Annotated in this window: 23 protein-coding genes and 1 riboswitch; of the genes, 21 read left to right on the top strand and 2 right to left on the bottom strand. The window is 28.1% G+C overall.

The annotated features are described in order from the left end of the window. The first annotated feature begins 74 nt into the window (after nucleotides 1–74). The 14 genes from Q0V24_RS10725 (at nucleotide 75) to Q0V24_RS10790 (ending at nucleotide 14328) form a co-directional block, all read left to right on the top strand. Nucleotides 75–983, top strand: a complete 909-nt coding sequence (locus Q0V24_RS10725) for an ATP-binding cassette domain-containing protein (protein ID WP_297521322.1) — start codon at nucleotides 75–77, stop codon at nucleotides 981–983. A 1-nt stretch (nucleotide 984) separates the two neighbouring features. Next, nucleotides 985–1719 (top strand): ABC transporter permease, encoded by a 735-nt coding sequence (locus tag Q0V24_RS10730; protein WP_297521323.1) that lies wholly within the window; start codon nucleotides 985–987, stop codon nucleotides 1717–1719. Nucleotides 1720–1723: 4 nt separating this feature from the next. After that, a complete protein-coding gene (locus Q0V24_RS10735; protein WP_297521325.1) occupies nucleotides 1724–2671 on the top strand; it encodes a HAMP domain-containing sensor histidine kinase in 948 nt (315 codons plus the stop codon). 137 nt (nucleotides 2672–2808) lie between these two features. After that, nucleotides 2809–3576: a YdcF family protein gene (locus Q0V24_RS10740; protein ID WP_297521327.1), complete on the top strand. Its 768-nt coding sequence runs from the start codon at nucleotides 2809–2811 to the stop codon at nucleotides 3574–3576. Nucleotides 3577–4275: 699 nt separating this feature from the next. Next, entirely contained in the window at nucleotides 4276–5598 is a 1323-nt protein-coding gene (locus Q0V24_RS10745; protein ID WP_297521329.1) for a PTS transporter subunit EIIC, read from the top strand. 76 nt (nucleotides 5599–5674) lie between these two features. Beyond that, the gene (locus Q0V24_RS10750) at nucleotides 5675–6565 is read left to right on the top strand and encodes an ROK family protein (RefSeq protein WP_297521331.1); all 891 of its coding nucleotides are present in this window, start codon (nucleotides 5675–5677) and stop codon (nucleotides 6563–6565) included. Nucleotides 6566–6604: 39 nt separating this feature from the next. Next, the gene (locus tag Q0V24_RS10755; protein WP_297521333.1) at nucleotides 6605–7993 is read left to right on the top strand and encodes a glycoside hydrolase family 1 protein; all 1389 of its coding nucleotides are present in this window, start codon (nucleotides 6605–6607) and stop codon (nucleotides 7991–7993) included. 332 nt (nucleotides 7994–8325) lie between these two features. After that, nucleotides 8326–9066: a Fe-S cluster assembly ATPase SufC gene (sufC, locus tag Q0V24_RS10760; RefSeq protein ID WP_297521335.1), complete on the top strand. Its 741-nt coding sequence runs from the start codon at nucleotides 8326–8328 to the stop codon at nucleotides 9064–9066. 19 nt (nucleotides 9067–9085) lie between these two features. Continuing rightward, a complete protein-coding gene (sufB, locus tag Q0V24_RS10765) occupies nucleotides 9086–10498 on the top strand; it encodes a Fe-S cluster assembly protein SufB (RefSeq protein WP_297521337.1) in 1413 nt (470 codons plus the stop codon). After that, nucleotides 10498–11583 (top strand): Fe-S cluster assembly protein SufD, encoded by a 1086-nt coding sequence (gene sufD, locus Q0V24_RS10770; RefSeq protein ID WP_297521339.1) that lies wholly within the window; start codon nucleotides 10498–10500, stop codon nucleotides 11581–11583. Before sufB ends, sufD begins: the two co-directional genes overlap by 1 nt. A 257-nt stretch (nucleotides 11584–11840) precedes the next feature. Continuing rightward, nucleotides 11841–13067: a cysteine desulfurase gene (locus Q0V24_RS10775; RefSeq protein WP_297521341.1), complete on the top strand. Its 1227-nt coding sequence runs from the start codon at nucleotides 11841–11843 to the stop codon at nucleotides 13065–13067. Nucleotides 13068–13078: 11 nt separating this feature from the next. Then, nucleotides 13079–13504, top strand: coding sequence for a Fe-S cluster assembly sulfur transfer protein SufU (gene sufU, locus Q0V24_RS10780; RefSeq protein ID WP_297521382.1), 426 nt, complete (start codon nucleotides 13079–13081; stop codon nucleotides 13502–13504). A 164-nt stretch (nucleotides 13505–13668) separates the two neighbouring features. Next, the gene (locus Q0V24_RS10785) at nucleotides 13669–14100 is read left to right on the top strand and encodes a hypothetical protein (protein WP_297521343.1); all 432 of its coding nucleotides are present in this window, start codon (nucleotides 13669–13671) and stop codon (nucleotides 14098–14100) included. 48 nt (nucleotides 14101–14148) lie between these two features. After that, on the top strand, nucleotides 14149–14328 hold the full coding sequence (locus tag Q0V24_RS10790) for a hypothetical protein (RefSeq protein WP_297521345.1): 180 nt from the start codon (nucleotides 14149–14151) through the stop codon (nucleotides 14326–14328). A gap of 122 nt (nucleotides 14329–14450) precedes the next feature. Here the strand turns inward: Q0V24_RS10790 and Q0V24_RS10795 are convergent, their stop codons facing one another. Continuing rightward, nucleotides 14451–15170 carry a hypothetical protein gene (locus Q0V24_RS10795; RefSeq protein ID WP_297521347.1) on the bottom strand — a complete coding sequence of 240 codons (720 nt, stop codon included), beginning with the start codon at nucleotides 15168–15170 and terminating at the stop codon, nucleotides 14451–14453. Between the two features lie 204 nt (nucleotides 15171–15374). Between Q0V24_RS10795 and Q0V24_RS10800 the strand changes: the two genes are divergently transcribed. From Q0V24_RS10800 to Q0V24_RS10810, 3 genes are all read left to right on the top strand, one after another. Further along, nucleotides 15375–15815 carry a pyrimidine dimer DNA glycosylase/endonuclease V gene (locus Q0V24_RS10800; RefSeq protein WP_297521349.1) on the top strand — a complete coding sequence of 147 codons (441 nt, stop codon included), beginning with the start codon at nucleotides 15375–15377 and terminating at the stop codon, nucleotides 15813–15815. Between the two features lie 34 nt (nucleotides 15816–15849). After that, complete coding sequence (locus tag Q0V24_RS10805) at nucleotides 15850–16827, top strand: DUF523 and DUF1722 domain-containing protein (protein WP_297521351.1); 978 nt, start codon at nucleotides 15850–15852, stop codon at nucleotides 16825–16827. Between the two features lie 408 nt (nucleotides 16828–17235). Then, the gene (locus tag Q0V24_RS10810; RefSeq protein WP_297521353.1) at nucleotides 17236–17541 is read left to right on the top strand and encodes a hypothetical protein; all 306 of its coding nucleotides are present in this window, start codon (nucleotides 17236–17238) and stop codon (nucleotides 17539–17541) included. 201 nt (nucleotides 17542–17742) lie between these two features. Here Q0V24_RS10810 and Q0V24_RS10815 read toward each other — a convergent pair whose 3' ends face one another. Continuing rightward, nucleotides 17743–18798, bottom strand: a complete 1056-nt coding sequence (locus Q0V24_RS10815; RefSeq protein WP_297521355.1) for a helix-turn-helix domain-containing protein — start codon at nucleotides 18796–18798, stop codon at nucleotides 17743–17745. A gap of 126 nt (nucleotides 18799–18924) precedes the next feature. On the opposite strand from Q0V24_RS10815, the gene Q0V24_RS17105 reads away from it, so the two are divergent. The 4 genes from Q0V24_RS17105 (at nucleotide 18925) to Q0V24_RS10830 (ending at nucleotide 22741) form a co-directional block, all read left to right on the top strand. Then, nucleotides 18925–19080: a diguanylate cyclase gene (locus Q0V24_RS17105; protein ID WP_366938304.1), complete on the top strand. Its 156-nt coding sequence runs from the start codon at nucleotides 18925–18927 to the stop codon at nucleotides 19078–19080. Nucleotides 19081–19197: 117 nt separating this feature from the next. After that, a riboswitch (cyclic di-GMP riboswitch) is annotated at nucleotides 19198–19282 on the top strand. A 118-nt stretch (nucleotides 19283–19400) separates the two neighbouring features. Then, nucleotides 19401–21185 (top strand): tetratricopeptide repeat-containing diguanylate cyclase, encoded by a 1785-nt coding sequence (locus Q0V24_RS10820; protein ID WP_297521357.1) that lies wholly within the window; start codon nucleotides 19401–19403, stop codon nucleotides 21183–21185. Between the two features lie 163 nt (nucleotides 21186–21348). Further along, the gene (locus Q0V24_RS10825) at nucleotides 21349–21840 is read left to right on the top strand and encodes a sigma-70 family RNA polymerase sigma factor (RefSeq protein ID WP_297521359.1); all 492 of its coding nucleotides are present in this window, start codon (nucleotides 21349–21351) and stop codon (nucleotides 21838–21840) included. Beyond that, nucleotides 21830–22741, top strand: a complete 912-nt coding sequence (locus Q0V24_RS10830; RefSeq protein WP_297521361.1) for a hypothetical protein — start codon at nucleotides 21830–21832, stop codon at nucleotides 22739–22741. The genes Q0V24_RS10825 and Q0V24_RS10830 overlap by 11 nt, the downstream gene beginning before the upstream one ends. Nucleotides 22742–22896: the final 155 nt, after the last annotated feature.

The following is a 22896-nucleotide window of genomic DNA, read 5'->3' on the forward strand; positions in this document are numbered from 1 at the left end:
AACTTTTAGAAGTAGTTTAACTAGCTAAATAAATATTAAAAGATAAGAGTATGAAAATAGAGGAGGAGATAGGTATGAAGTATGCTTTACAGACAGATGGAATAAGCAAATATTATGGAAGAAAAAAAGTTTTAGATAATATATCTATAACAGTGAAGAGAGGAAGTATATATGGAATCATAGGAATGAATGGTTCTGGGAAAACAACATTTATGAGAATACTAACAGGACTTACAAGTGCAACTTCAGGAAGTTATAGATTATTTGGGTCAAATGATTTAAAAGAAGGACATAAAAGAATTGGCTCTTTAATTGAGAATCCAGGAATATATAAGTACTTAACAGCAAGAGAAAACTTAGAGTTTTTTAGAAAATTATATGGAATAGCTGAAAAAGAAATAGTTGATGAGTTACTAGTTAAAGTAAATATAGTAGAAGCAGCAGATAAGAAGGTAAATAAATTTTCGCTTGGAATGAAACAAAGACTGAGTATAGCTATAGCGTTACTTGGAAATCCAGATATGTTAATACTAGATGAGCCTATAAATGGACTTGATCCAAAAGGTGTGTTAGAAGTAAGACAATTGCTATTAGAGTTAAATGACCAGTATGGAATAACAATTTTAATATCAAGTCATATTATTAGTGAGTTATATAAACTTTCTACAGATTATTTGATAATTAGCAAAGGCAAATTTGTAGAACAGTTAACTAAGGAAGAATTAGAAGATAAGGTTAATAAATGCATTAAGGTAGGGATTGCTAAAGATGACGTAAAAAGGGCTACAAGAATTTTAGAAATTAATTTAGGTATAAAAGAGTATGATGTTTTAGATGGAAATATCATAAGGATATTTGAGTATAGTGATATTTCAAAAGTAAATATAGCTCTTGCAAAAGAAGAAGTTGCAGTTAAATCTCTTATGTATAGTGGTGAAAATATTGAAGAATATTTCATAAATAGAGTAAGGGAGGATGCATAATATGATTAATGTAATTAGAAGTAATTTTTATAAGTTTTCTAAAAGTAAATTTGGATATTTTTATTTAGGTCTTGTCTTATTAAATGTAATAGTTTTTATTATTCTACAAGCAAAAGGTGGAAATTATTTAGTTTCTGGAGCCCAAGAACTTAGTTTATTTAGTGACCCTGTGCAGGATTATGGATTTATGATAATACTTTTTACAGCTATGATGGTGCATGTTGATTTTAGTAATGGGTCTATAAAGAACATACTTGGGAGAGGAATTCTTAGAGAAAAATATTTGATAGGAAATATAATTAGTTTTTCTATAGTAAGTATACTTATTTGGCTTTCAACTACACTGATAATTATAGTTGTTGATTCTATTATATATAAATTTGGAACTGGTATAAGAATAGACCAAATATTCTTTTCATATATTTTAGGAATTATATATATTATAGCGTATATAACAATGATAGTTAGTATAACAGCAATTACTAAAAGTGGAATAATAGGTGCTATAGTTGCAGTAGCAATTTATAATATAAACACATTTGTAGGGTTTATAGGGATATTTATGAAGAAAAATATAGATATTCATAATTTTAGTATGTCATTTTATCTTTATTCAGCTTCACAGGGAAGTGTTAGTAATGAATTTATTTTTAGAGGAATAGGTCTTGGTGTGCTTTGTATAATCATTTTTAGTATAATAGGAATAGTTATATTAAAAAGGCAGGATGTGAAGTAACATAATGATATTAATTCTGAGTTCAATTATAGTTATATTAATAATAATTCTTATAAGTAGTTTTTATCTTCAAAAAGCAAAGATTAGGGAGCTTAGAAAAAATCTTGATTTTATAGTTAGTAGTGATACTAATAAAGAGATAACTACATCAACTTTTGATAAGGAACTTATAGCAATAGCTAAAGATATAAATCAAATTCTTAGAAAGAATAAGGAAAATGATATAAAGCTTAGAAAAATGCAGAAAGCTCTTAAAACAACAATAGTTAGCATAGCACATGACCTTAGAACACCATTAACTTCTATAAGTGGATATCTTCAATTAATTGAAAAAGGTAATATATCAGAAGAAAAAAAGACCGAATATGTAAAAGTTATTAATGGTAGGATTTCTATAGTTCAAAAAATGTTAGATTTACTTTTTGAGTTTATAAGATTAGAGAACGATGATATAAATTTAGAAGTTGAAAAAGTAAATGTTGATGATATTCTACGGGATACTCTAGCAGTTTATTATTGCGATTTTATTAAAAAGATGGGAAATAAAGAGCCAAAGATAATAATTCCAGAAAAGAAAATAGTTTTGTATGGTGATAAGAGTGCATTAACTAGAGTATTTAATAATATAATTTATAACTCACTTATTCATGGAGAAAATTATTATAGAATAGAACTTGAAGAAACTGATAAAGAAATTATTATTAGTTTTGCTAATGAAACTTCATCTATAGAAGTTGAGGATGTAGAGTTTATTTTTGATAGATTTTTTACAGCAGATAAGTCTAAATTAAGAAAAACAACAGGACTTGGACTTTCAATATCTAAACTTTTGGTGGAAAAAATGAATGGAAACATAAGTGCAAATATTAACAATAGAATATTTGAAATTAAAATTAAATTGAGAAAAAACAATATAGATAATAAAAAAGAACTTATAAATAGAAGATTATAAAAATCTTTTATTTATAAGTTCTTTTTTTATGTTTTATGGAAGATTTAATATTAATTTTGAAAGTGTGTAGAAAACTTTAAAATATAGTATAATTTAAATTGATAGTTTACAAATGAATAGAGTTGGGAGAGTAACAGATGAAAAAACATATTGGAATAGTAATTTTACTTGTGTTATTAACAGGTGCTTTAAGAATCTTTGGGGCTGATTTTACAGAGATTTTTTGTATGGGCTTTGTTATTATGATTTATGGAGTATTTATTGCGAGAATGATTTCAAAAAATACTGAAAGTAAATTTATAAAAATCTTATCAGGTTTGTATAGATTTGCAGTCGCTATTTTTGTTATTAGTTTTATTATTATTGAAGGAATTATTTGGTATGATATTATTGATAGTGATTTATCAAAAAATGTACCAAATAGCGATTATATTATAGTCTTAGGTGCAGGGCTTGAGGGTTCTAAACCAGGGAATGTTTTAATTGAAAGGTTAAATGTTGCACTTGATTATTTAAATACTCATAAAGATACAAAAGTGATTTGTTCAGGTGGACAAGGTGTATCAGAGGATGTACCAGAGTCAGTTGCAATGAGTAATTATTTTATTAATCATGGAATAAATAAAAGCAGGATTCTTCAAGATAATAAATCAATGTCTACAATACAAAATTTAGAGTTTAGTAAAAATATATTATATGGTAGAGGGGATGCTAAAGATAAAGTATCCGTTGTTACAAGTAGTTTTAATATATTAAGAGCTAGAATTATTTCAGATCAAATAGGGATTAATGCAGATTATATAGGTTCAGATAGTAATTTTAGATTTAATATAAATTATTCTATAAGAGAATTTGGAGCTATAATTGATAACTATGCAAAACTTAAAATAGAAGAATATATTTAGTAGGAAGAGTTAAAGTCAATAGATGGCTTTAGCTCTTTTTTTGTTTACAAATAATTGCACAAAACTAAAGATGAACTTATTATGTAGGATTAGATAGGTTATAGAAAATAACACACAAAGATTAAATGATAAAAAAATTTTAATAACTATGAAAAACTAAGGATGGAATATCAATAAAGTGGCTATTTTAAAATACACTAGTAAAAATTATTGACACACAATACAAAAAACACTTATTTTACAAAGGTTAAAGAGGCAATTCTAATGTAGCGAAAAATTTCTATTATATATAAGGAAGGAACTCAAATTACAATAGTAATATTAAATATTATCAAGATAGTAAATACTACTAAAATTTCTACAAAAGTGGTTAAAAGGAAAAACAACACACTAGAAAGCTCTTTATAGCTGAATTTAAGGCGTGAAAACTAGTTATTTAGAGAATTTTTCATATAAAATTACTAGAAAAATGGACAAACTTTAGATTTATTGAACTTTTTCTAAAATGTATAAATATTTATATAACTCATATTGACATAAAAACATTTTATTGGTAATTTTGTAATTGTATTTAACGATAAATTGTTTTGAAGGGCAAATTAGAAAATTTACAGTTATTTTTGAGTTTGGTGTAAAGGATTTAATAGCACCATAAATAGTAGTTAATATTAAAATTTAATAAAGAGGGAGAGAAGTTATATGGAAACATTAGTTAATCGATTTGCTGGAGTCTTAGAAAAATATTTAATGCCTCTAGCAGCATTTACAGCTGGTCAAAGACATCTTTGTGCATTGCGTGATGGGTTTATTGCGACAGTTCCAATTAGTATGGTTGGATCAATCGTAATCATGTTAAAAGAAGTTTTATTTTTAGAATGGTCAATTATTGGTGAAAAACTTAATAAAATTCCATTTTATCATGAGAGCATTCAACCTATGCTTGATAAAACAGTTATTTCTGTTTTAAATCAAATTTGGTGGGGTACATTAGCACTTGGTATTATATTTTCAGTATTTAGTATTTCGTATTGTCTTGCAAAAATCAATAAAGTTGATAAAGTTTCAGCAGGACTTATTTCAACAGTTGCTTATCTTATTTTAACACCGCAATCATATGGTGATGGTGGATTTGGTAGTATGTCTTGGACATATTTTAACTCAGAAGCTTTATTTACAGGGATGATTGTAGCATTTACCGCTACCGAATTGTATACATTTGCAGTAAGAAAAGGTTGGACTATAAAAATGCCAAAGCAGGTTCCACCAGCAGTTTCAAAAGCATTTTCAGCTATTATTCCAGCAGCACTTGTATTTACAGTGTTTGGAATAGTATCAACAATTTTCTTAGTTGGATTAGATTCAAGTGTTAAAGATTTTATAAATATGATGCTTCAAAAGCCTTTAACTAATCTTGGACAATCAGTATTTACATTAATATTCTTAGTATTTATTCATCAAGTATTATGGTTCTTTGGACTGCATGGTACATTAATAGTTGGACCAGCTTATGATATGGTTTGGGGTGCTGCACTTAAAAGCAACTCAGAGGCCATATTAATACATGGTACAGAGCCAACTCATGCAATCACAAGAAATATGATTGACGTATATGCTATGCATGGTGGATCAGGAGCGACACTTGGACTTGTTATTGCAATATTTATATTCTCAAAAAGAGAAGAACATAGAGAATTTGCAAAACTTACAGTTATGCCAAGTACATTCCAAATTAATGAACCAGTTATATATGGTTTGCCAATAGTATTAAATCCTATTATGTGTCTGCCATTTATCTTTGTACCAGTTATTCTGGTATTTATAGGTTGGTTCTTTACCGCAGTAATACCATTTGCGGGACATATATATATAGCACCACCTTGGGTAATGCCACCAGTTATATCAGCTTTCTTAGCAACAGGGGGAGATATGGGAGCTACAATACTTGCAGCATGTACATTTGTATTATCAATTGTTATGTATGCACCTTTTGTAATTTTAGCAAACAAGGATATTCAAAAATAAAAATATTTAAAGAGTTAGATTTTATCATAGGATAAAATCTAATTTCTTTGATTTATTGGATTAAGAGGAGAGTTTTATGAGAAATATTTTAGCTATAGATATTGGGGGAACTAATATCAAATATGGAGTTATAAGCTTAGATGGACAGATTTTGTTTAAAGGTAGTGTAGAAACTATCCGAAAAGGAACTGAAATTTTAGAAACAATAGTAAAATTATTTTTAGATAATAAAGAAACTTATAATCTTGAGGGTGTGGGAATAAGTAGCCCTGGGATAATAAATTCTGATACAGGAGCTATGAAAGTTCAAGGAGCACTTGAAGATTTTAATGATTTTAATTTAAGAGATATTCTAAGAGATAGACTAAAAACTAATGTTGAAATTGAAAATGATGCTAAGTGTGTTGTTCTTGCAGAAAAATGGTTAGGTAATGGAAAAGAGTGCGAAACATTTTTAGTTATGACAATAGGAACAGGTGTTGGTGGTGGAGCTTTTATAAATAATAAACTTCACAAAGGTGCAGATTTTATGGCTGGTGAAATTGGATTTATGATTACATCTGGTATAAATAATAATACACCGTCTAATTCAACTATAAGCAATACATGCAGTACATATATGCTAAGAAGGTTATATGCACAAAGAACTAATAAAAAAATAGAAGATGTTAGTGGTGAGTATGTTTTCGAGCAAGCAGAAAAGGGAGATATACATGCACAAGACCAAATAGTTAAATTCTATGAAAGTCTTTCAATAGCACTTCATAACCTTTACTTTATACTTAACCCAGATAAAATTTTAATTGGTGGGGGAATTAGCGTTAGAGAAGATATTATTTATGAACTTAAAAGAAGAGTTGATTCATATTCTAGCTTTGGTAAAGACTTTGTTTTAGAAAGATGTGAGTTTTCAAATGATTCAGGTATTATAGGTGCAGTTAAAAATTATATGGATAGAGTAAATTAATTATATATTTAATTTAAAAGATAAAGGAGAATGAACTATATGGATAAAAAATTAGTATTTCCAAAAGATTTTTGGTGGGGAAGTGCCACTTCAGGACCACAGTCAGAGGGTGATTTTAATAAACCTCATAAAAGTGTTTTTGATAAATGGTTTGAGGTTGAACCTGAACTTTTCTTTAATGGTGTAGGGCCAAAGGTAACATCAAATTTTTATAATACGTATAAAGAAGATATTGCTATGCTTAAAGAAATAGGGCTTAATTCATTTAGAACATCAATCCAATGGACAAGACTTATAAAAGATTTGGAAACAGGAGAGCCAGATGAGGATGGTGTAAGATTTTATAATGATGTAATAGATGAATGTATCAAAAATGATATTATTCCAGTTATGAATTTACATCACTTTGATTTACCAGTTGAACTTTATGAAAAATATAAAGGTTGGGAATCATCTCATGTTACAGATTTATTTGCAAAGTTTGCAGCAACTGCTTTTGAGTTATTTGGTGATAGAGTAAAAACTTGGATAACTTTTAATGAGCCTATAGTTGTTATAGAAGGACAATATTTATATCAATTCCATTATCCAAAGGTTATTGATGGTAAAAAATTCATACAGGCTATGTTTAATATAAATCTTGCATCAGCAAAGGCAATTAAAAAATATAAAGAGCAAGGTCAAGATGGGGCTATTGGTATAGTTTTAAATCTTGCACCACCATACCCAAAAGATTCTAATGATGAAGAAGATTTAAAAGCAGCAGAAATAACAGATGTAATGTTTAATAGATGTTTCCTTGATCCTGCGGCTAAAGGAGAATTTCCAAAACTTCTAACAGATATTTTAGAAAAAGATGGTGTTATGTGGGTAGAAGAAGAAAATGACATGGAGATTATCAGAAAAAATACTGTTGATTTTCTTGGGATAAATTATTATCAACCACTTAGAGTGAAAAAGAGAGAAACGGAGTTTAAAGGTTCTACATGGATGCCTAATATATACTTTGAAGGTTATCAAATGCCAGGCAGAAGAATGAATCCTCATAGAGGATGGGAGATATATCCTAAAGGTATGTATGATATAGCGATAAATATTAAAGATAACTATGATAATATACCTTGGTTCATTTCAGAAAATGGAATGGGAGTTGAAGGCGAAGAAAAGTTTATGAATGCAGATGGAATTATTGAAGACGATTATAGAATAGAATTCTTTGAGGAACATCTTACATTTTTACATCAGGCAATAGAAGAAGGTGCAAATTGTTTTGGTTTCCATTCATGGACACCTATAGATTGCTGGTCATGGTGTAATGCTTATAAAAATAGATATGGATATATAGCTTTAGATTTAGAAACTGGAAAGAAAAAAATTAAGAAATCAGGCAGATGGATTAAAGAAGTTGCTAAGAATAATGGGTTTTAAAAATCTATAAAAGATGGGTTAATGTCTAATAAAACAGATATTAGCTCATTTTTTTTAAAAAATTATTTTTGTAAAATGGCTTAAAAACTAGGGTTAGTAATAATCATTATTAAAAAATTAAAGTTTTTTTCAATTTGCTATTTATTAATTCCGAGAAAAATAGTAGAATATAAATAACGTACTAAATAAGTACAAATTTGAAATGTTAATTAATACATACAGAAATAATTAAATTGAAGAATATAAATAAAAGTTTTTTGTTCTAGAAATACGTTTTTAAATCAGAGTAAAACGCTAAGAATTTCTAGGTTATCGTAGGAGGATAAGTTAAAATGAATAGATTATTAGAAGTTAAAGGTCTTAAATCAAAGGCTGATGATAAAGAAATATTAAAAGGTTTAGATTTAGTAGTAAACAAGGGAGAAGTTCACGTTATAATGGGACCTAATGGTGCTGGTAAGTCAACACTTGCTAACACACTTATGAGCCACCCAAGATATAAGCAAACTGCTGGAGAGATAATTTTTGGTGGAGAAGATATTTCAAAACTTAAAACAGATGAGAGAGCTAAAAAAGGTTTATTCTTATCATTCCAAACACCAGAGGAAATTCCAGGAATCACAGTTGAGAATTTCTTAAAAACAGCTAGAACTTCTATTACAGGAGAGCCTGTTAAATATTTAAAATTTAGTAGTGAGCTTAAAAAAATAAGTGATAGTCTAAAAATTGAAAAAGGATATTTAAGAAGATATTTAAATGTTGGTTTCTCAGGTGGAGAAAAGAAAAAGAATGAAGTATTACAATTACTAGCTTTAAATCCAAAGCTTGCTATACTAGATGAAACAGATTCAGGTCTTGATGTAGATGCTGTAAGAATAGTATCAGAAGGAATCAAGATGTTTGCGAATGAAGAAAATGCAGTTTTAATTATAACTCATAATAGTAAAATATTAGATAGTTTAAAAGTTGACTATGTTCATATTTTAGTAGATGGAAAGATTGTTAAAACAGGAGATGCATCTCTTGCAAATGAAATCCAAGAAAAAGGATTCGAAGAATATAAAAATAACTAATAAGTGAGGTGGATTAATAATGGAAGATAAAAGAAAAAAATCTGAAATTTCTGACATGGACAGAGGAATTTACGATGTTAAAAATAAAGATGAATTTGAATATAAAACAGATAAAGGTCTTACAAAAGAAGTTGTAGACACTATATCAGAAGAAAAAAATGAACCACAGTGGATGAGAGATTTTAGATTAAAAGCTCTTGAAACTTATCATGAAATAGATTTACCAACTTGGGGACCAGATCTTAGTGAATTAAATATGGATGATATTGTTGCTTATGTTAAACCAAAAGGTAAGCTTGCAGAAAATTGGGATGAAGTACCAGAAGATATTAGAAAAACTTTTGACCTTTTAGGTATTCCAGAAGCTGAGAAAGAATCTCTTGCAGGAGTTGGAGCACAGTATGATTCAGAGGTTGTTTATCATAGTATTAAAGCAGAACTTGTAGAACAAGGTGTTATATATACAGATATGGAAACTGCTTTAAATGAGTATGAAGATTTAGTTAAAGAGTACTTTATGAAATGTGTACCAGTTAATGACCATAAATTTGCTGCATTACATGGAGCTGTTTGGTCAGGTGGGTCATTTGTTTATGTACCTGAAAATGTGCATGTAGATATTCCACTTCAGTCATATTTTAGATTAAACTCACCAGGAGCTGGTCAATTTGAACATACTCTTATAATTGTAGAAAAAGGAGCTAGTCTTCATTTTATCGAAGGATGTTCTGCACCTAAATACAATTTAACTAATCTCCATGCAGGATGTGTTGAGTTATTTGTTAAAGAGGATGCAACTCTTAGATATTCAACAATAGAGAACTGGTCAAAAAATATGATGAACCTTAATACAAAGAGAGCTGTAGTAGATAAAAATGGAAAAATTGAATGGGTTTCAGGATCATTTGGTTCAAGAGTTTCAATGCTATACCCAACAAGTGTACTTAGAGGGGAAAATGCTAAAGCTGAGTTTACAGGAGTTTCATTTGCAGGGGCAGGACAAGATTTAGACACAGGTGCTAAGATTATCCATGCTGCTAAAAATACATCTTCAACAATAAATTCAAAATCAATTTCTAAAGATGGTGGGACTGCAACATATAGAGGGCTTGTACAAGTCAATGCTAATGCTACAGGTTCAAAATCTACAGTTTCATGTGAATCATTAATGCTTGATGAAATATCAAAATCAGATACAATACCAACTATTGATATTGCAACTGATGATGTAGAAATGAGTCACGAAGCTAAAATAGGTAAAATAAGTGATGATGCTATCTTCTATCTTATGAGTAGAGGAATTAGTGAGGAAGAAGCGAAAGCTATGATAGTTAGAGGGTTTGTTGAACCTATATCAAAAGAGTTACCACTTGAGTATGCAGTTGAGATGAATAATTTAATTACTCTTGAGCTTGAAGGGAGTATAGGATAATGAAATTTAATGAATTAAATAAAATACCTGTAAGAACAGGTAAAAAACAAAAAGTTAATGATATTACAATTGAGATGAATGATGTTCAAATTGAAAAATTTGAAACTTTAAATATAAAATCAAATGAAGTTAAAGGTCTTGAAATCAAGGCTTTAGATAAATCAGATGCAAAACTGTCTGTAGCACTGAGATATGGTGTTGGGGAACAGCTTATGAAAGAAGCTAATGAGAACTTCACAAATGGAGTTTTAGTTACACTTGCAGATAATACAGTTGTTGAAGAAAATATTATTTTAGAATTCAAAATGGATGAAAATAATAAAACACTTGTAGATAATATAGTTGTTGTTGCAGGAAAAAACTCAAAAGCAAATATAATTGTTAAGTATATCTCAGTGGATAGCCTTGAGGGATACCACAATGGAATTTGTAGAATATTTGCAGAGGAAAATGCAAATATTAGAGTTACAAAGGTGAATTTACTTGGTAAAAATGTTAGAACTTTTGATTCAAATATGTCAGAAGTTAAAGATAATGCTAAGGTAGATTTTATCGCTATCGAACTTGGTGGAAAAAGTGCAATATCAAACTATGAAGGAATACTTCTTGGTGAAAAATCTAAGGGTGATTTATTATCAGTTTATATAGGAACTGATGATGAGAAAATAGACCTTAACTATGTTATGACTATTAAAGGTAAAAAGTCAGATTGTAACATGGATATTAAAGGTGCACTAAGAGATAAAGCAGTTAAAAACTTTAAAGGAACTCTTGATTTTAAAAGAGGTGCTAAAGGAAGTAAAGGTGCAGAAGAAGAATTCTGTATGCTTTTATCTGATAAAGCTAGATCAAGGTCTGTACCACTTCTTCTTTGTGATGAAGATGATGTTTCAGGAGAGCACGCAGCGGCATCAGGAAGCATAGATGAAAATAAATTATTCTACCTTATGAGTAGAGGTATTTCTTATGATGATGCTAGACTTCTTATAATAAATGCAGCCTTTAACCCAATTGTAGATGAGATTAAAGATGAAGAAATTCAAAATGAAATTTTAGGATATATAAAGGAGCGTATAAATAGTTAGCAAATTTATAGATAAATAGGTGCAAAAGTATCTAAATATACTTTCAAATCAAGAAAGTGTGTAACAGAACTAGCCAAAAGAATAAAAAAATAAAGAAAGGGGTAAGCTACTTAAGTACCGATGGCTAGTCGGGATCTAAAGACTGTGGAGTTCTATATCAAATTGGAGTAGTGTATGCGAAACAAGGGACTAAGAAGCAGTAAAATTCTTGATATAGACACTTTTGTCTATATTTTAAGTAGCAGAGACTTGCATAAATGAAAAATAGAGAATTTTATAAAGATTTCCCTACTTTAGCAGAGAAAGATGGCAAAAGAGTAATATATTTAGACAGCGGAGCTACAACTCAAAAACCTTTATCAGTTATAGAGGCTATAGAAAAATATTATAAAGAAGAAAATGCTAACCCACATAGAGGAGCATATGCACTAAGTGTAATTGCCACTAATGTTTATGAGGGTGCTAGAGAAAAGGTTAGAGCCTTTATTGGAGCTGAAAAAGTAGAGGAAATAATCTTTACAAAAAACTCTACTGAAGCATTTAACCTTTTAGCTATGAGTTATGGAATGAACTTCATTAACGAAGGTGATGAGATTGTTATTTCAATAGCAGAACATCATTCAAACCTTATACCATGGCAAAATGTAGCAAGAGCTAAAAAAGCTATTTTAAAATACTTATATGTAGATGAAAATGGTGAACTTACAGATGAGGAAATTAATTCAAAGATTACAGATAAAACTAAACTTGTAAGTGTTACAGGAGTTTCAAATGTATTAGGAATTAAAAATCCTATTGAAAAGATAATAAAGATTGCTCATGAAAAAGGAGCAAAAGTTATAATAGATGGAGCACAAATGGTTCCACATAGAAAAGTAGATGTACAAAAACTTGATGCAGATTTCTTAGTCTTCTCAGGACATAAAATGCTAGGACCTATGGGAATTGGTGTTTTATATGGTAAGAAAGAACTTCTTGATGCTATGCCTCCATATATGTTTGGTGGAGATATGGTTGAGTATGTTTATGAAGATAGTGCAACATTTGCACAGCTTCCTTATAAGTTTGAAGGTGGGACACAAAATGTTGGTGCAGCAGCAGGTCTTGGAGCTGCAATAGACTACCTTGAAGAGATAGGAATGGAGAATGTTGAAGCTATGGAAAAAGAGCTTACAGCATACGCACTTGAAAGATTTAAGGATTTACCTTATATTAAGATATATGGAACAGCTGATGCAGACAAGAAAGAAGGCGTAATTTCATTTGAAATGGAAGGGGTTCACCCACATGATGTATCAAGCATTCTTGATAGTCATGGAGTAGCAGTCAGAGCAGGAAATCACTGTGCACAACCTCTTATGAGATTCTATGATGTTAATTCAACAACAAGAGCTAGTTTATACTTCTACAATAGAAAAGAGGATATAGATAAGCTTATAGAAGGATTAGAGAAAATATATAATATGTTTAAAAGGTGGATGTAATAAAGATGAGTATGGATTTAAGTGAAGTTTACACAGAAATTATCATGGAACACAACATGTCAAAAAGAAACAGACGAGAAATACTAGGATGTGATGCTTGCGAGAGAGGTCATAATCCAAGTTGCGGGGATGAAATAGAAATCCAAGTTAAATATGACGGAGATAAAATTTCAGATTTAGCTTTCAAAGGACATGGATGTGCTATATCACAGGCATCTACTTCAATGATGATTGATCTTGTAAAAGGAAAATCAAAAGAAGAAGCAAAAGAGCTTATAAATAAGTTTATTGGAATGATTAAAAGAGAAGTTAAAGATGAAGATGAACTAGAAGAACTTGAGGATGCTATGGTACTTCAGAATATTTCAAATATGCCAGCTAGAGTTAAATGTGCAGTACTTGCATGGCACACACTAGATGAGATAATGAAAAAATAATCTGTATAACTAAGATAAAGCAATCATACAAAATACAATAATAATTAATATGGTAAAAGATTATAATAAGACCCTTACAAATGTAGATGAATTTGTAAGGGTCTTTTTTGTTTTAAATTTCAATAAATTACCTTATAAAAGAGGGATTAGAGAAATTTATAGCTGTGGAGGAGATTGATACTAGTACGCTTTTAAATGTAGAAAGAAAAGTTTTTGAAGCATTTAAAAATCCAAGATATATGAGTAAAGTTAATATTGATACTGAAATTAATGAGAAAGATTTAAGATATTATTATGATAGGGTAAATGATGATTTAGTATTTAGAGGATTTATTATAGATAAAGATAAGATAAAAGAAAGACGAGTGGCATATAAGGCAACATTAGAAAAAATTCTAATTGGAGCAATTATCGGAATTATATTCATAGTACCAGGTGGATCATTTCTAAGCATGATAGCACTAATGATTTTATCTCCAGTTTCATTAGGATTTATATTAAAAGATTCAATAACAGGAAATAGTAGACTTACTAAAAAGGGGAAAGCTTGTCTTGATGCATATATAAATAATTTTAAATCAGGATGCTACACATAGGTTACTTATGATAGAGGAAGCTATGAATTTATTATGGCCAACTTTTTGGTGAAAAAGAGTGGAGTAGTAGAAAGTATGTCAGAAAAGAACACAATTTATAGTGTAGGAAATTATGATTCGAGTTATATAGGAAATGGTTTTAACACATCTTTTGATGATGAGTGTGATTCTGATTTTGGTGGAGATTGTGAGTGTGGAGGATCAAATTGTGATGGAGGGGGAGATTAAAAATAAAAGCAAACAAATGCTAAAATAGAAGTATGCATAGTGCTTTTTTTTATAGAAAAATTATTTAGAGATACATCATTAGAAGAACTTAATTTAAATAGAGATATTAGAATAAATTTATTCTAATATCTCTTATTTTTCTTTAAAAATATACGTATTGAATTAAATATTAAAAATAATATTAGAAGTAAACTTAACCCACTAGTTAGAATTAAAATAGGTAAAAGAGTAAATTTATTAACTCCTATTGCTATAATTGCCCACAGAGTAACTAAAATAACCCCTAAATCATTTTTAATAATACTAAATATCATAACGGTAATGGAAAGTAATAATAATATTCCGATTACAATATTTATTTCTTGAGATTCTGTAAAATTAAATTTATTAAATATTTTTAAAACTAATTGTATATCAAGAATTGTAGCAACTAAAAGCCAAGTCATTAAAAAGGAAAAGGGTAATCTGAAAATTTTAGAAACATTACTTTTATCTATAGTTAAATAACATAAGTAAGAGTTTATAAGTGCTATGATTATAAATAGTGGTGATACTTTTATTGGAACAAGAATAGTAAGCCCAGTAAAAATCATGCAAGGAATAAAAAATTTCAATATTTTTTTATACATAGTACATTCATCATTTTTACAAAGAAAACCTTTTAAAACAAAGATTCCAATTAATATATAAATAATCCCCCAGATACTAAATGCATAATTTGCTGGACTAAAAATAACATTTATATCATTAGGATTAAATGTATTAGTATTGAATAAGAATGATGATATTAAAAGAAAAATAAAGCCTAATAGACTTGCAATTGGTATTAAATATTTTCTCATATAAATCCTCCCTTTTTATTAGTATATGAATTTTACAAGTTTTAAATTACAAAAATTAATTATGCTAAATATATTTTGGATTTACATACTTGAAATTACTATGCATAATTTTCTCTTTTAATCACAATACTAATTAAAGAAACAATATGAAATGGAGGTGAGTGATTTGAATATTTTTTTTTAGAAGATATAGAATCTGTTGAGTTGATAGCAAAATCTCATTGTGATAAACATGTTGTTAAAATGATTTTAGAAACAGCACAGATATTATCAACAGTAAGTCGAGTTTATGGAATTGAGCAAGGGTATAAATTAACACATAAAAATCATCCAATTGTAAAGTGGGTAGCTGAAAGTCTTGAAAATTGGATATGGGTAAAAAAGCTAGGAATTGCACTTTGTAATGAATATACTTATAGATATGAAAAAACACATAAGACACAGGCAGTTTTAAATAGTTTAGAAAATCCACCTATGCCAAATTTGGGGTTTACAAATCCTCCGCAATGTATGCCAGATAAATATTTACGTGAAAAGAATGAGTTTATTGAGGCATATAGAAATTATTATATTTTTGAAAAAGGAAATATTGCAAAATGGAAAAAAAGAGAAGCACCTAGCTGGTTTATAGATATTAATAGTTGAGGTTATAATAATAAATAATATGGTGGTGATTTAAATGCGTAAAATTTGGGCAAAGCCTAAATTATTAGTTAGTAGCTGTTTAAATAATGAAAAATGCCGATATAATGGACAAGACTCACCTTGTAAATTATTAAAAGACTTAACTCCTTATATTGATATCATATCAATATGCCCAGAAGTTGGGATTGGTCTTCAAACACCTAGAGAAAGCATAAGAGTGGTCGGAGATTCTTATAGCTCTTCGCTTATAAATCCAAAAACTAAGGAAGATCTTACTCAAAAGATGGAAAACTTTATAGAGTCAAAGATAAATAAACTTATTCAAGAAAATATTAATGGAGTATTGTTAAAGTCTAAATCTCCTTCTTGTGGTTTATATGATGTGAAGATTTATTCAAGTGAAGAAAAGGGATGTAATAGTATAAAAGGAAAGGGGTTATTTGCAAAAGCAATTTGTGAAAAATTTCCTTGTGCAGTTATAGAAGATGATGGAAGATTACTAAATTTTGATCTTCGAGATAATTTTTTAAATAAGATATTTATATTAGCAGATTTTGATCTTGTTAAAACCTCTGGTGAAATTGTAGAATTATTAAAATTTCATACTAAAAATAAATTATTGTTTAAGACATATTCTCAAGATATAACTTTAAAACTTGGTACTTTAATTGCTAAACAAGATTCATATACTTTTGAAGATTTACTAGATAAATATAATGAGTTATTAAATCTTATGTTAAAGAAAAATCAAAAATTCAAAAGATGTATCTATATATTTGAAAAAGCTTATGGATATCTTTCAAAAAATTTAAATGAAAATGAAAAAATATTTTTTAAAGAGACTCTTGATGAGTATAAAGATGGAAAACAAGCAAAAAAGACTTTAGTAATACTTTTGAAAAGTTATGCAATAAGATTTAATGATGAATATTTATTAAACCAAACGTTACTTGAACCTTACCCTGAAGCATTATTAAATCTTGATGATTCTGGGAAAGGAATTGTGCGCTAAAAGCATTTATGGTAGTTGATAGTAATTATATACCACTTGATGAACGTGAAGAAGTAGAGAGTGAATATATAAAATAGTTCATTTGGTAGGTTAAAATTTAATAAAAAGAGTAATGCTTCTAGATAAATAATTTATTTAGAAGCATTTTTTTCAGTAGATTATAAAATAATAAGAGTTATTAGGAAGAGAATTACAAGAGTGCGTTTAAGTAAAGTTATAAAATGTTATAATATATATAATAAAACATTTTAGGTTTTCAAGCAGAGGTCTGTGGTTAAAATACTTCAAAATAAGTAGTGCAGAAGTTACTGGACTAATACAGGGACTATGGATGAAGAATTTTAAAATAGATATAAGTTGAAAAGATACAAAAGATATAATGTAGAAAACTAAGGAGGAAGTTTAAACGTGTTAAAGAGATTAAAAGAATCATCAATACTAATAATTTCGGTAGTCTGTGTTTTAGCAGTGCTTTTTGTAACTATATACCCCGTTAGTCAGTTCACTAGAGGATTAGTTATAGGGAGCACAGCGTCTTTAGAAGGAATTATGATAGCTTTAACTGTAACAGATTATTTGAAAAATAAGATTATAACAAAGGATAGTTTAAAGAAAAGCACAGAGGATAAGGAAGAAAGTAATCTTACAAAAGAAGAGCTTATAGCAGAGAATACTAGGTTAAAGAGAGCGATAACAATTTTGATGGAAAAATAAAAAAATGATATTAAAAAATAGTTAAGAAAAGTCTTATAGAGAAGATGATATTTATAAGAGTAGCACTATGGAAAATTTAGAAATAGACTTAAGTAAAGTTTTTAAGAATTTAGAGTTATAAATAAATTAAGTTTTAATAAAAAAATATACTTCAAAGCACTGAAGTTATTGTCATGTTAGAAAGAATCTAACATGACTTTTTTATAGATTTTTAAGTTTTTTATCTAGTAAATTATAAAAATCTTCATTACCTTTTAGGAAGGCTAATTGACCAGTTTCATCATCTTTTAAATTTCGTATAATTACAGCAATTAAATTTTTATCAAACATTTCTTCATTATCTTTTTTCTTTATATGTTTATATAATCTTGATTCAGATAACTTCCACTTTTTGCTCATAGAATCAATCATTTTATCTAAAGTTTTTAGAGTGTTTTTAACATCTTTTTTAGTAGAATAAATTTGGAATGAAGCTAGATGGGAGTTATATTCCCATAAATCATATAGCTTAGTATGTTCTTCTAGAATTTTAGCAAAATACTCTAAATCATCATCAAGTTTTTCTTTTATTGCAATTTCCATCATAAATAATAGTATTGAGTTTAACTCAGTTGTTGCTGCGAGTAATTTATGTTCAAAAACTTCAGATGCTTTATTAAATTCACCTGATTGAAGATAAAGAGAGCCTTGTAGTTTTTTCTTATCACAAGTAACATCTTCTAAACTATCTATATACTCTTGAGCCTTTTCAAATTCTTTTCTTTCTAAAAATTTAGTAACAAGCATAGATATAGCAGAATTTTTAATACTTAAATTTTCAGAATTAGTTATTCTTATATATAACTTTTCTATTTCATCTTTATAATATTTTTTGTTATTTGATCCATACATAGATAACCCGCCATCAAGCATTATAGCAGTTGTTAAAATTAGTTTATCACAAGTGGGATATTCATATATTTTATCAAGACCTAATTTGAATGCTATATCGAAAGATTTAGTAGTCATTATATTTGCTAATTCATTTGAAAAATGTCCTATTTCTTGGTCAGATAAATTATCATTAAATGAAAGTAGTGTATTTAAATCAACTTTTAAAAGTCTTGCAAGTGCTGGAAGAATAGTAATATCAGGATATGAAACTCCCTTTTCCCATTTGTTAACTGCTGGTGTTGAAACACCAAGATAAGTAGCAATTTCTTCTTGAGTAAGTCCTTTAGCAGTTCTTTTTTCTTTAATAATTTCATTAATTTTCATTTTTAGTCCCCTTATTTAATTAATAATAAAAATTTTTGATATTTATAGTTTACCAAGTAATGTAAAAAGTAACAATTGATATGTAGTTAAGTTATAATTAAAAAAAATAACTATTGGTTAACATTTATATTAAATTCTACAGTTTTTGAATCAGATGTTCAGGTATCTTTTAGTGGAGGAATTAAGCTATGGAAAGATACTACTTTAAGTGAGGTTATAAATCAAGCTGATAAAATCCTTTATAGGGCTAAAAGAGAAGGGCGAAATAAAATATTAAAATAAAAGACTAATGTATAGAGCTATAAAGAGAATCTTATATACCATAAATTTCAAAAATAGACAAAATATTAATCATAAGTTTACAGATTATGAAAGGGAAAATATGTTATTATTAAAGTAACTTAATAACTGCAAAATTAGAGAAATCTAAAGACGCAAAGCTAAAGGGACTAAGGGATAAAACCTATGTTAGCCAGTTGCTAAAATCTTTTGAGAAGATTTTATAATACATAATAAAAGCAGGAAGTGTTATTTAGTTACCTTTAAAATAAAGGTAACTTTTTTTGATAGTTGTAGGATTATATGGTGTAAGGGGACAGGAAATGGTCAATTTAAGGGATAAGAAAAAAATAATAATAGCACTAGGATTAATTATATTATCTATTAGTATGGTAGTAGTACCTATTTTTTTTAGAAAAAATTTAGACATAGAAATGCTTGAAAAAAATTTAGAACTCATAAACAAAGAGTGTAATTCTGTATATAAAGATATGGATAACAATGAAAAAAAATATAAAACATTATTAGAAAATGAAAAAGATTCTTTTAAAAGAGGTCTTTATGCAAGTGCATTAATCCAATTTTATGCGATAAAAGGTGAACCCGAGAATATAGTTAAATATATTAAAGTTGCAGAAGAAAACTATAAGATAGTTGATGGTGGAGAATATTATATTATAGCAGATAAAAAATACATAGCTTGGGTAATGCTAAGATCGGGAAACTATCCTGAAAGTTTTAGAGTGGCAAGTGAGCTACTAGAGTTAGTTAATACAAGCGAGGAAGAGTTATTAACACAGGAACAAGTTCTAGATACAGAAGCACTTATATATTCTATTTTCTTGTATATATATTCACATTTTGAAATCTTAGATAAAGCCCAAATATATTATGAAAAATTAAATAATATAGAGATGACACAAGAGTTAGAACTTGCAAAAGGTGATAGAATAGCCTCAAGTAAAATGATGTATGCAGAGAAAAAAGAAGATTTTGATTTAGTTAAAAAGTATGCACAAGAGTGTTACGATATAATTTTAAAGAAAGATAAAATAAATGGTACAGATACAGCCGCTTCTGTACTAAGTAATATAGCATATGCAAATATAAAACTTGGTGAATTTGATGAGGGATTAAAACAACTTGAAAAATCAGAAGAATACCATAAAAAAATACAGGATAATTATGGTCTTGTTGTAACTTATGAAAATTATGCTTCTTATTATGAAGAAATAGGAAATGCTAAGCTTGCTATAGACTATTATAAAAAAACTTTGAAATTACATAGTGAGGCAGAGAATTATTATGGGCTAGAGGATACACTTAATGCATTAATAAAATGTGTAGAAGAGAATGGACTTAACAATGAGGGGATGCATTTATATTATGAAGCGTTTTATGAATTAACAAAAAAAATTGATGAAGAATCACCGGTTAATGATTTCCTATCACAGGTTATTAGTATTAATGATGAACTTAATGAAAGTTCTATATTACTTTTAGAGGCAAAATCTAAACAAACTAAGCGTGGTGCAATGATTGCTATAATAGTAATTATTATACTTGGTACATTGATTACAAGAATGGATAAGCTTATAAAGATAAAAAGAGAAAGCGAAAAGAAATTAGAAGCAATAGCAAATACAGATTATTTAACAGGTTTAAATACTAGATCTTATGGAGAAAAGTTAATAGTGCATGAGATGAAAAAAGGTACTAAACTTTCTATTGCAGTTATTGATATAGATCATTTTAAAAATATAAATGATACGTATGGTCATATATTTGGAGATTTTATTTTAAAGGAAGTAGCTAAATATATCAAGGATAGCCTTGGTGAGAATGCTATAATTACTAGATTCGGTGGTGAAGAGTTTACAATAGCTTTTGTAGATAAGGGAAGAGAAGAAGCTAGAGTTATGCTTGATCAGATTAGAGAGGATATTAGTGGTATGGTTTTTGATAATAATGCGAGTGTATCATTTAGTGCAGGAATTGCAGAATGGGATAAAATTAGAGGTAAAACTAGTATTGAATTTATGATAAAAGAGGCTGATATATTATTATATAAAGCTAAAAGAGAAGGTCGAAATAAAGTTTTGGTTTAGATATAGATTAAGTGAAAACTTAAAATAAATATATGCAGTAAAAGGATAAGAGTTTTGAACTTTTATCCTTTTATCTTTATAAAAATCAATAAAAAAAATCAATATAAAATTAATGCAACAATTAACCCTTTTGATTTGTATTAATAGTGAAGGGAGGGGGACAATGCTAAATGTTAAAGAAAAAACTATACAGGTAGATGAGATTTTAGATGAGTTTTCTAATATGGTTTATAGGCTTGCATTTTCAAGGACTAAAAATTTGCATGATGCACAGGATATAACCCAGGATGTTTTTATAAAACTCATGAGTTATAAGAAAAATTTTGAGAGTGATGAGCATTTAAAATCTTGGCTTATAAGAGTTACTATAAATTCAAGCAAAAATCTTTTAACATCTGCATGGTTTAGGAAAACAGCTCCACTAGAGGACAATTTAGTTACGCACATTAAAGAAGATAGTGAAGTCTATAAGTATGTTTTAGACCTTCCGAGAAAATATAGAACAGTTATCCATCTTTTTTATTATGAGGGGTTTAAAACTCAGGAGATAGCAGATATTCTAGAGGTAAAAGAGGGGACGATAAGGTCACAGCTTAATAGGGCTAGAAATATTTTAAGAGATAATATAAAAGAGGAGGATTTTGATGTTTTCTGATAAGTATAAAAAAGATAATGAAAAAATAAATCTAGATGATTCTTTTAAAGAAGAATTAGCTAAGAATATGAAAAAGGGTGATTTTAAGGTGAAAAGAAATAATAAGAATTTTAAGGCTATTATAGGAGTTGCAGCAGCTATGGCAATAGTTGTAGGGGGATATTTTATATCTCAAGATACATCAAAGGGTAAAATAGGTGGAGATATAGCAAGTAGTAATGAGGAAATAAAAGAGGAGAAGGCACCAATGGGTGGAGATATGAGTGGGGGGAATACAGGTGAAACTAGTATGATGAGTTACCTTAGATATGATGGTAAAGATTATAGATATGTATTTCATAATATAAATGCTAAAAATATTGATAGTATCAAAGGTGAAAAACTTGGGACAACAATTTTAGGGAAAATGGATGAAGAGTTTTCAAGTCATGCAAAGGATGTTGAAATATATACAGTGAAAGGTTATGAGGATAAATCAGTACTTCTTGGAGTTTTAAAAACTGAGACAGATACTATAATAGATATTTATAGTTATTATGATGATAATGCAATAAAAACAGGAAATGATTTAGTTTCAAAAATGAAAATAGAAGGAAATATAAAAGCGGTTAAAACTAGCGAAAATAATGGTATGGGTGAGTATATAGAAAAAGATATTGCAAATGAAATTAACAGTCTTATAAGTGAACTTAAAATAGCAAAAAACATGTTAGATGATAAAGAATTTATGGATTCACTTTATGGGGAAAATGCAAGTGAGTTTAAGGCAATAGAAATTGAATTAAATGATGGAATAATTAGAGCATTTGATTTTTATAAATCAGGGTATTTATTTATAGATGGTTATGTATTTGACCTTGAAAATAAAGAAAAAGTTTTAGAAATTTATAATGCAATATAAATGAAAATTAAAAATAAAATAGTTTGAAATAAGAGTCTGTACTTAGGTAGAATAATAAAAATTCTAAGTATGGACTTTTATTATTATATAAGGAACATTTAGGCTATGATATAATAAATATATTAAAATATAGAATATAAAAGAAAAGGATGATA

The organism is uncultured Clostridium sp. (genome assembly GCF_947039605.1).
Taxonomy (GTDB): domain Bacteria; phylum Bacillota; class Clostridia; order Clostridiales; family Clostridiaceae; genus Sarcina.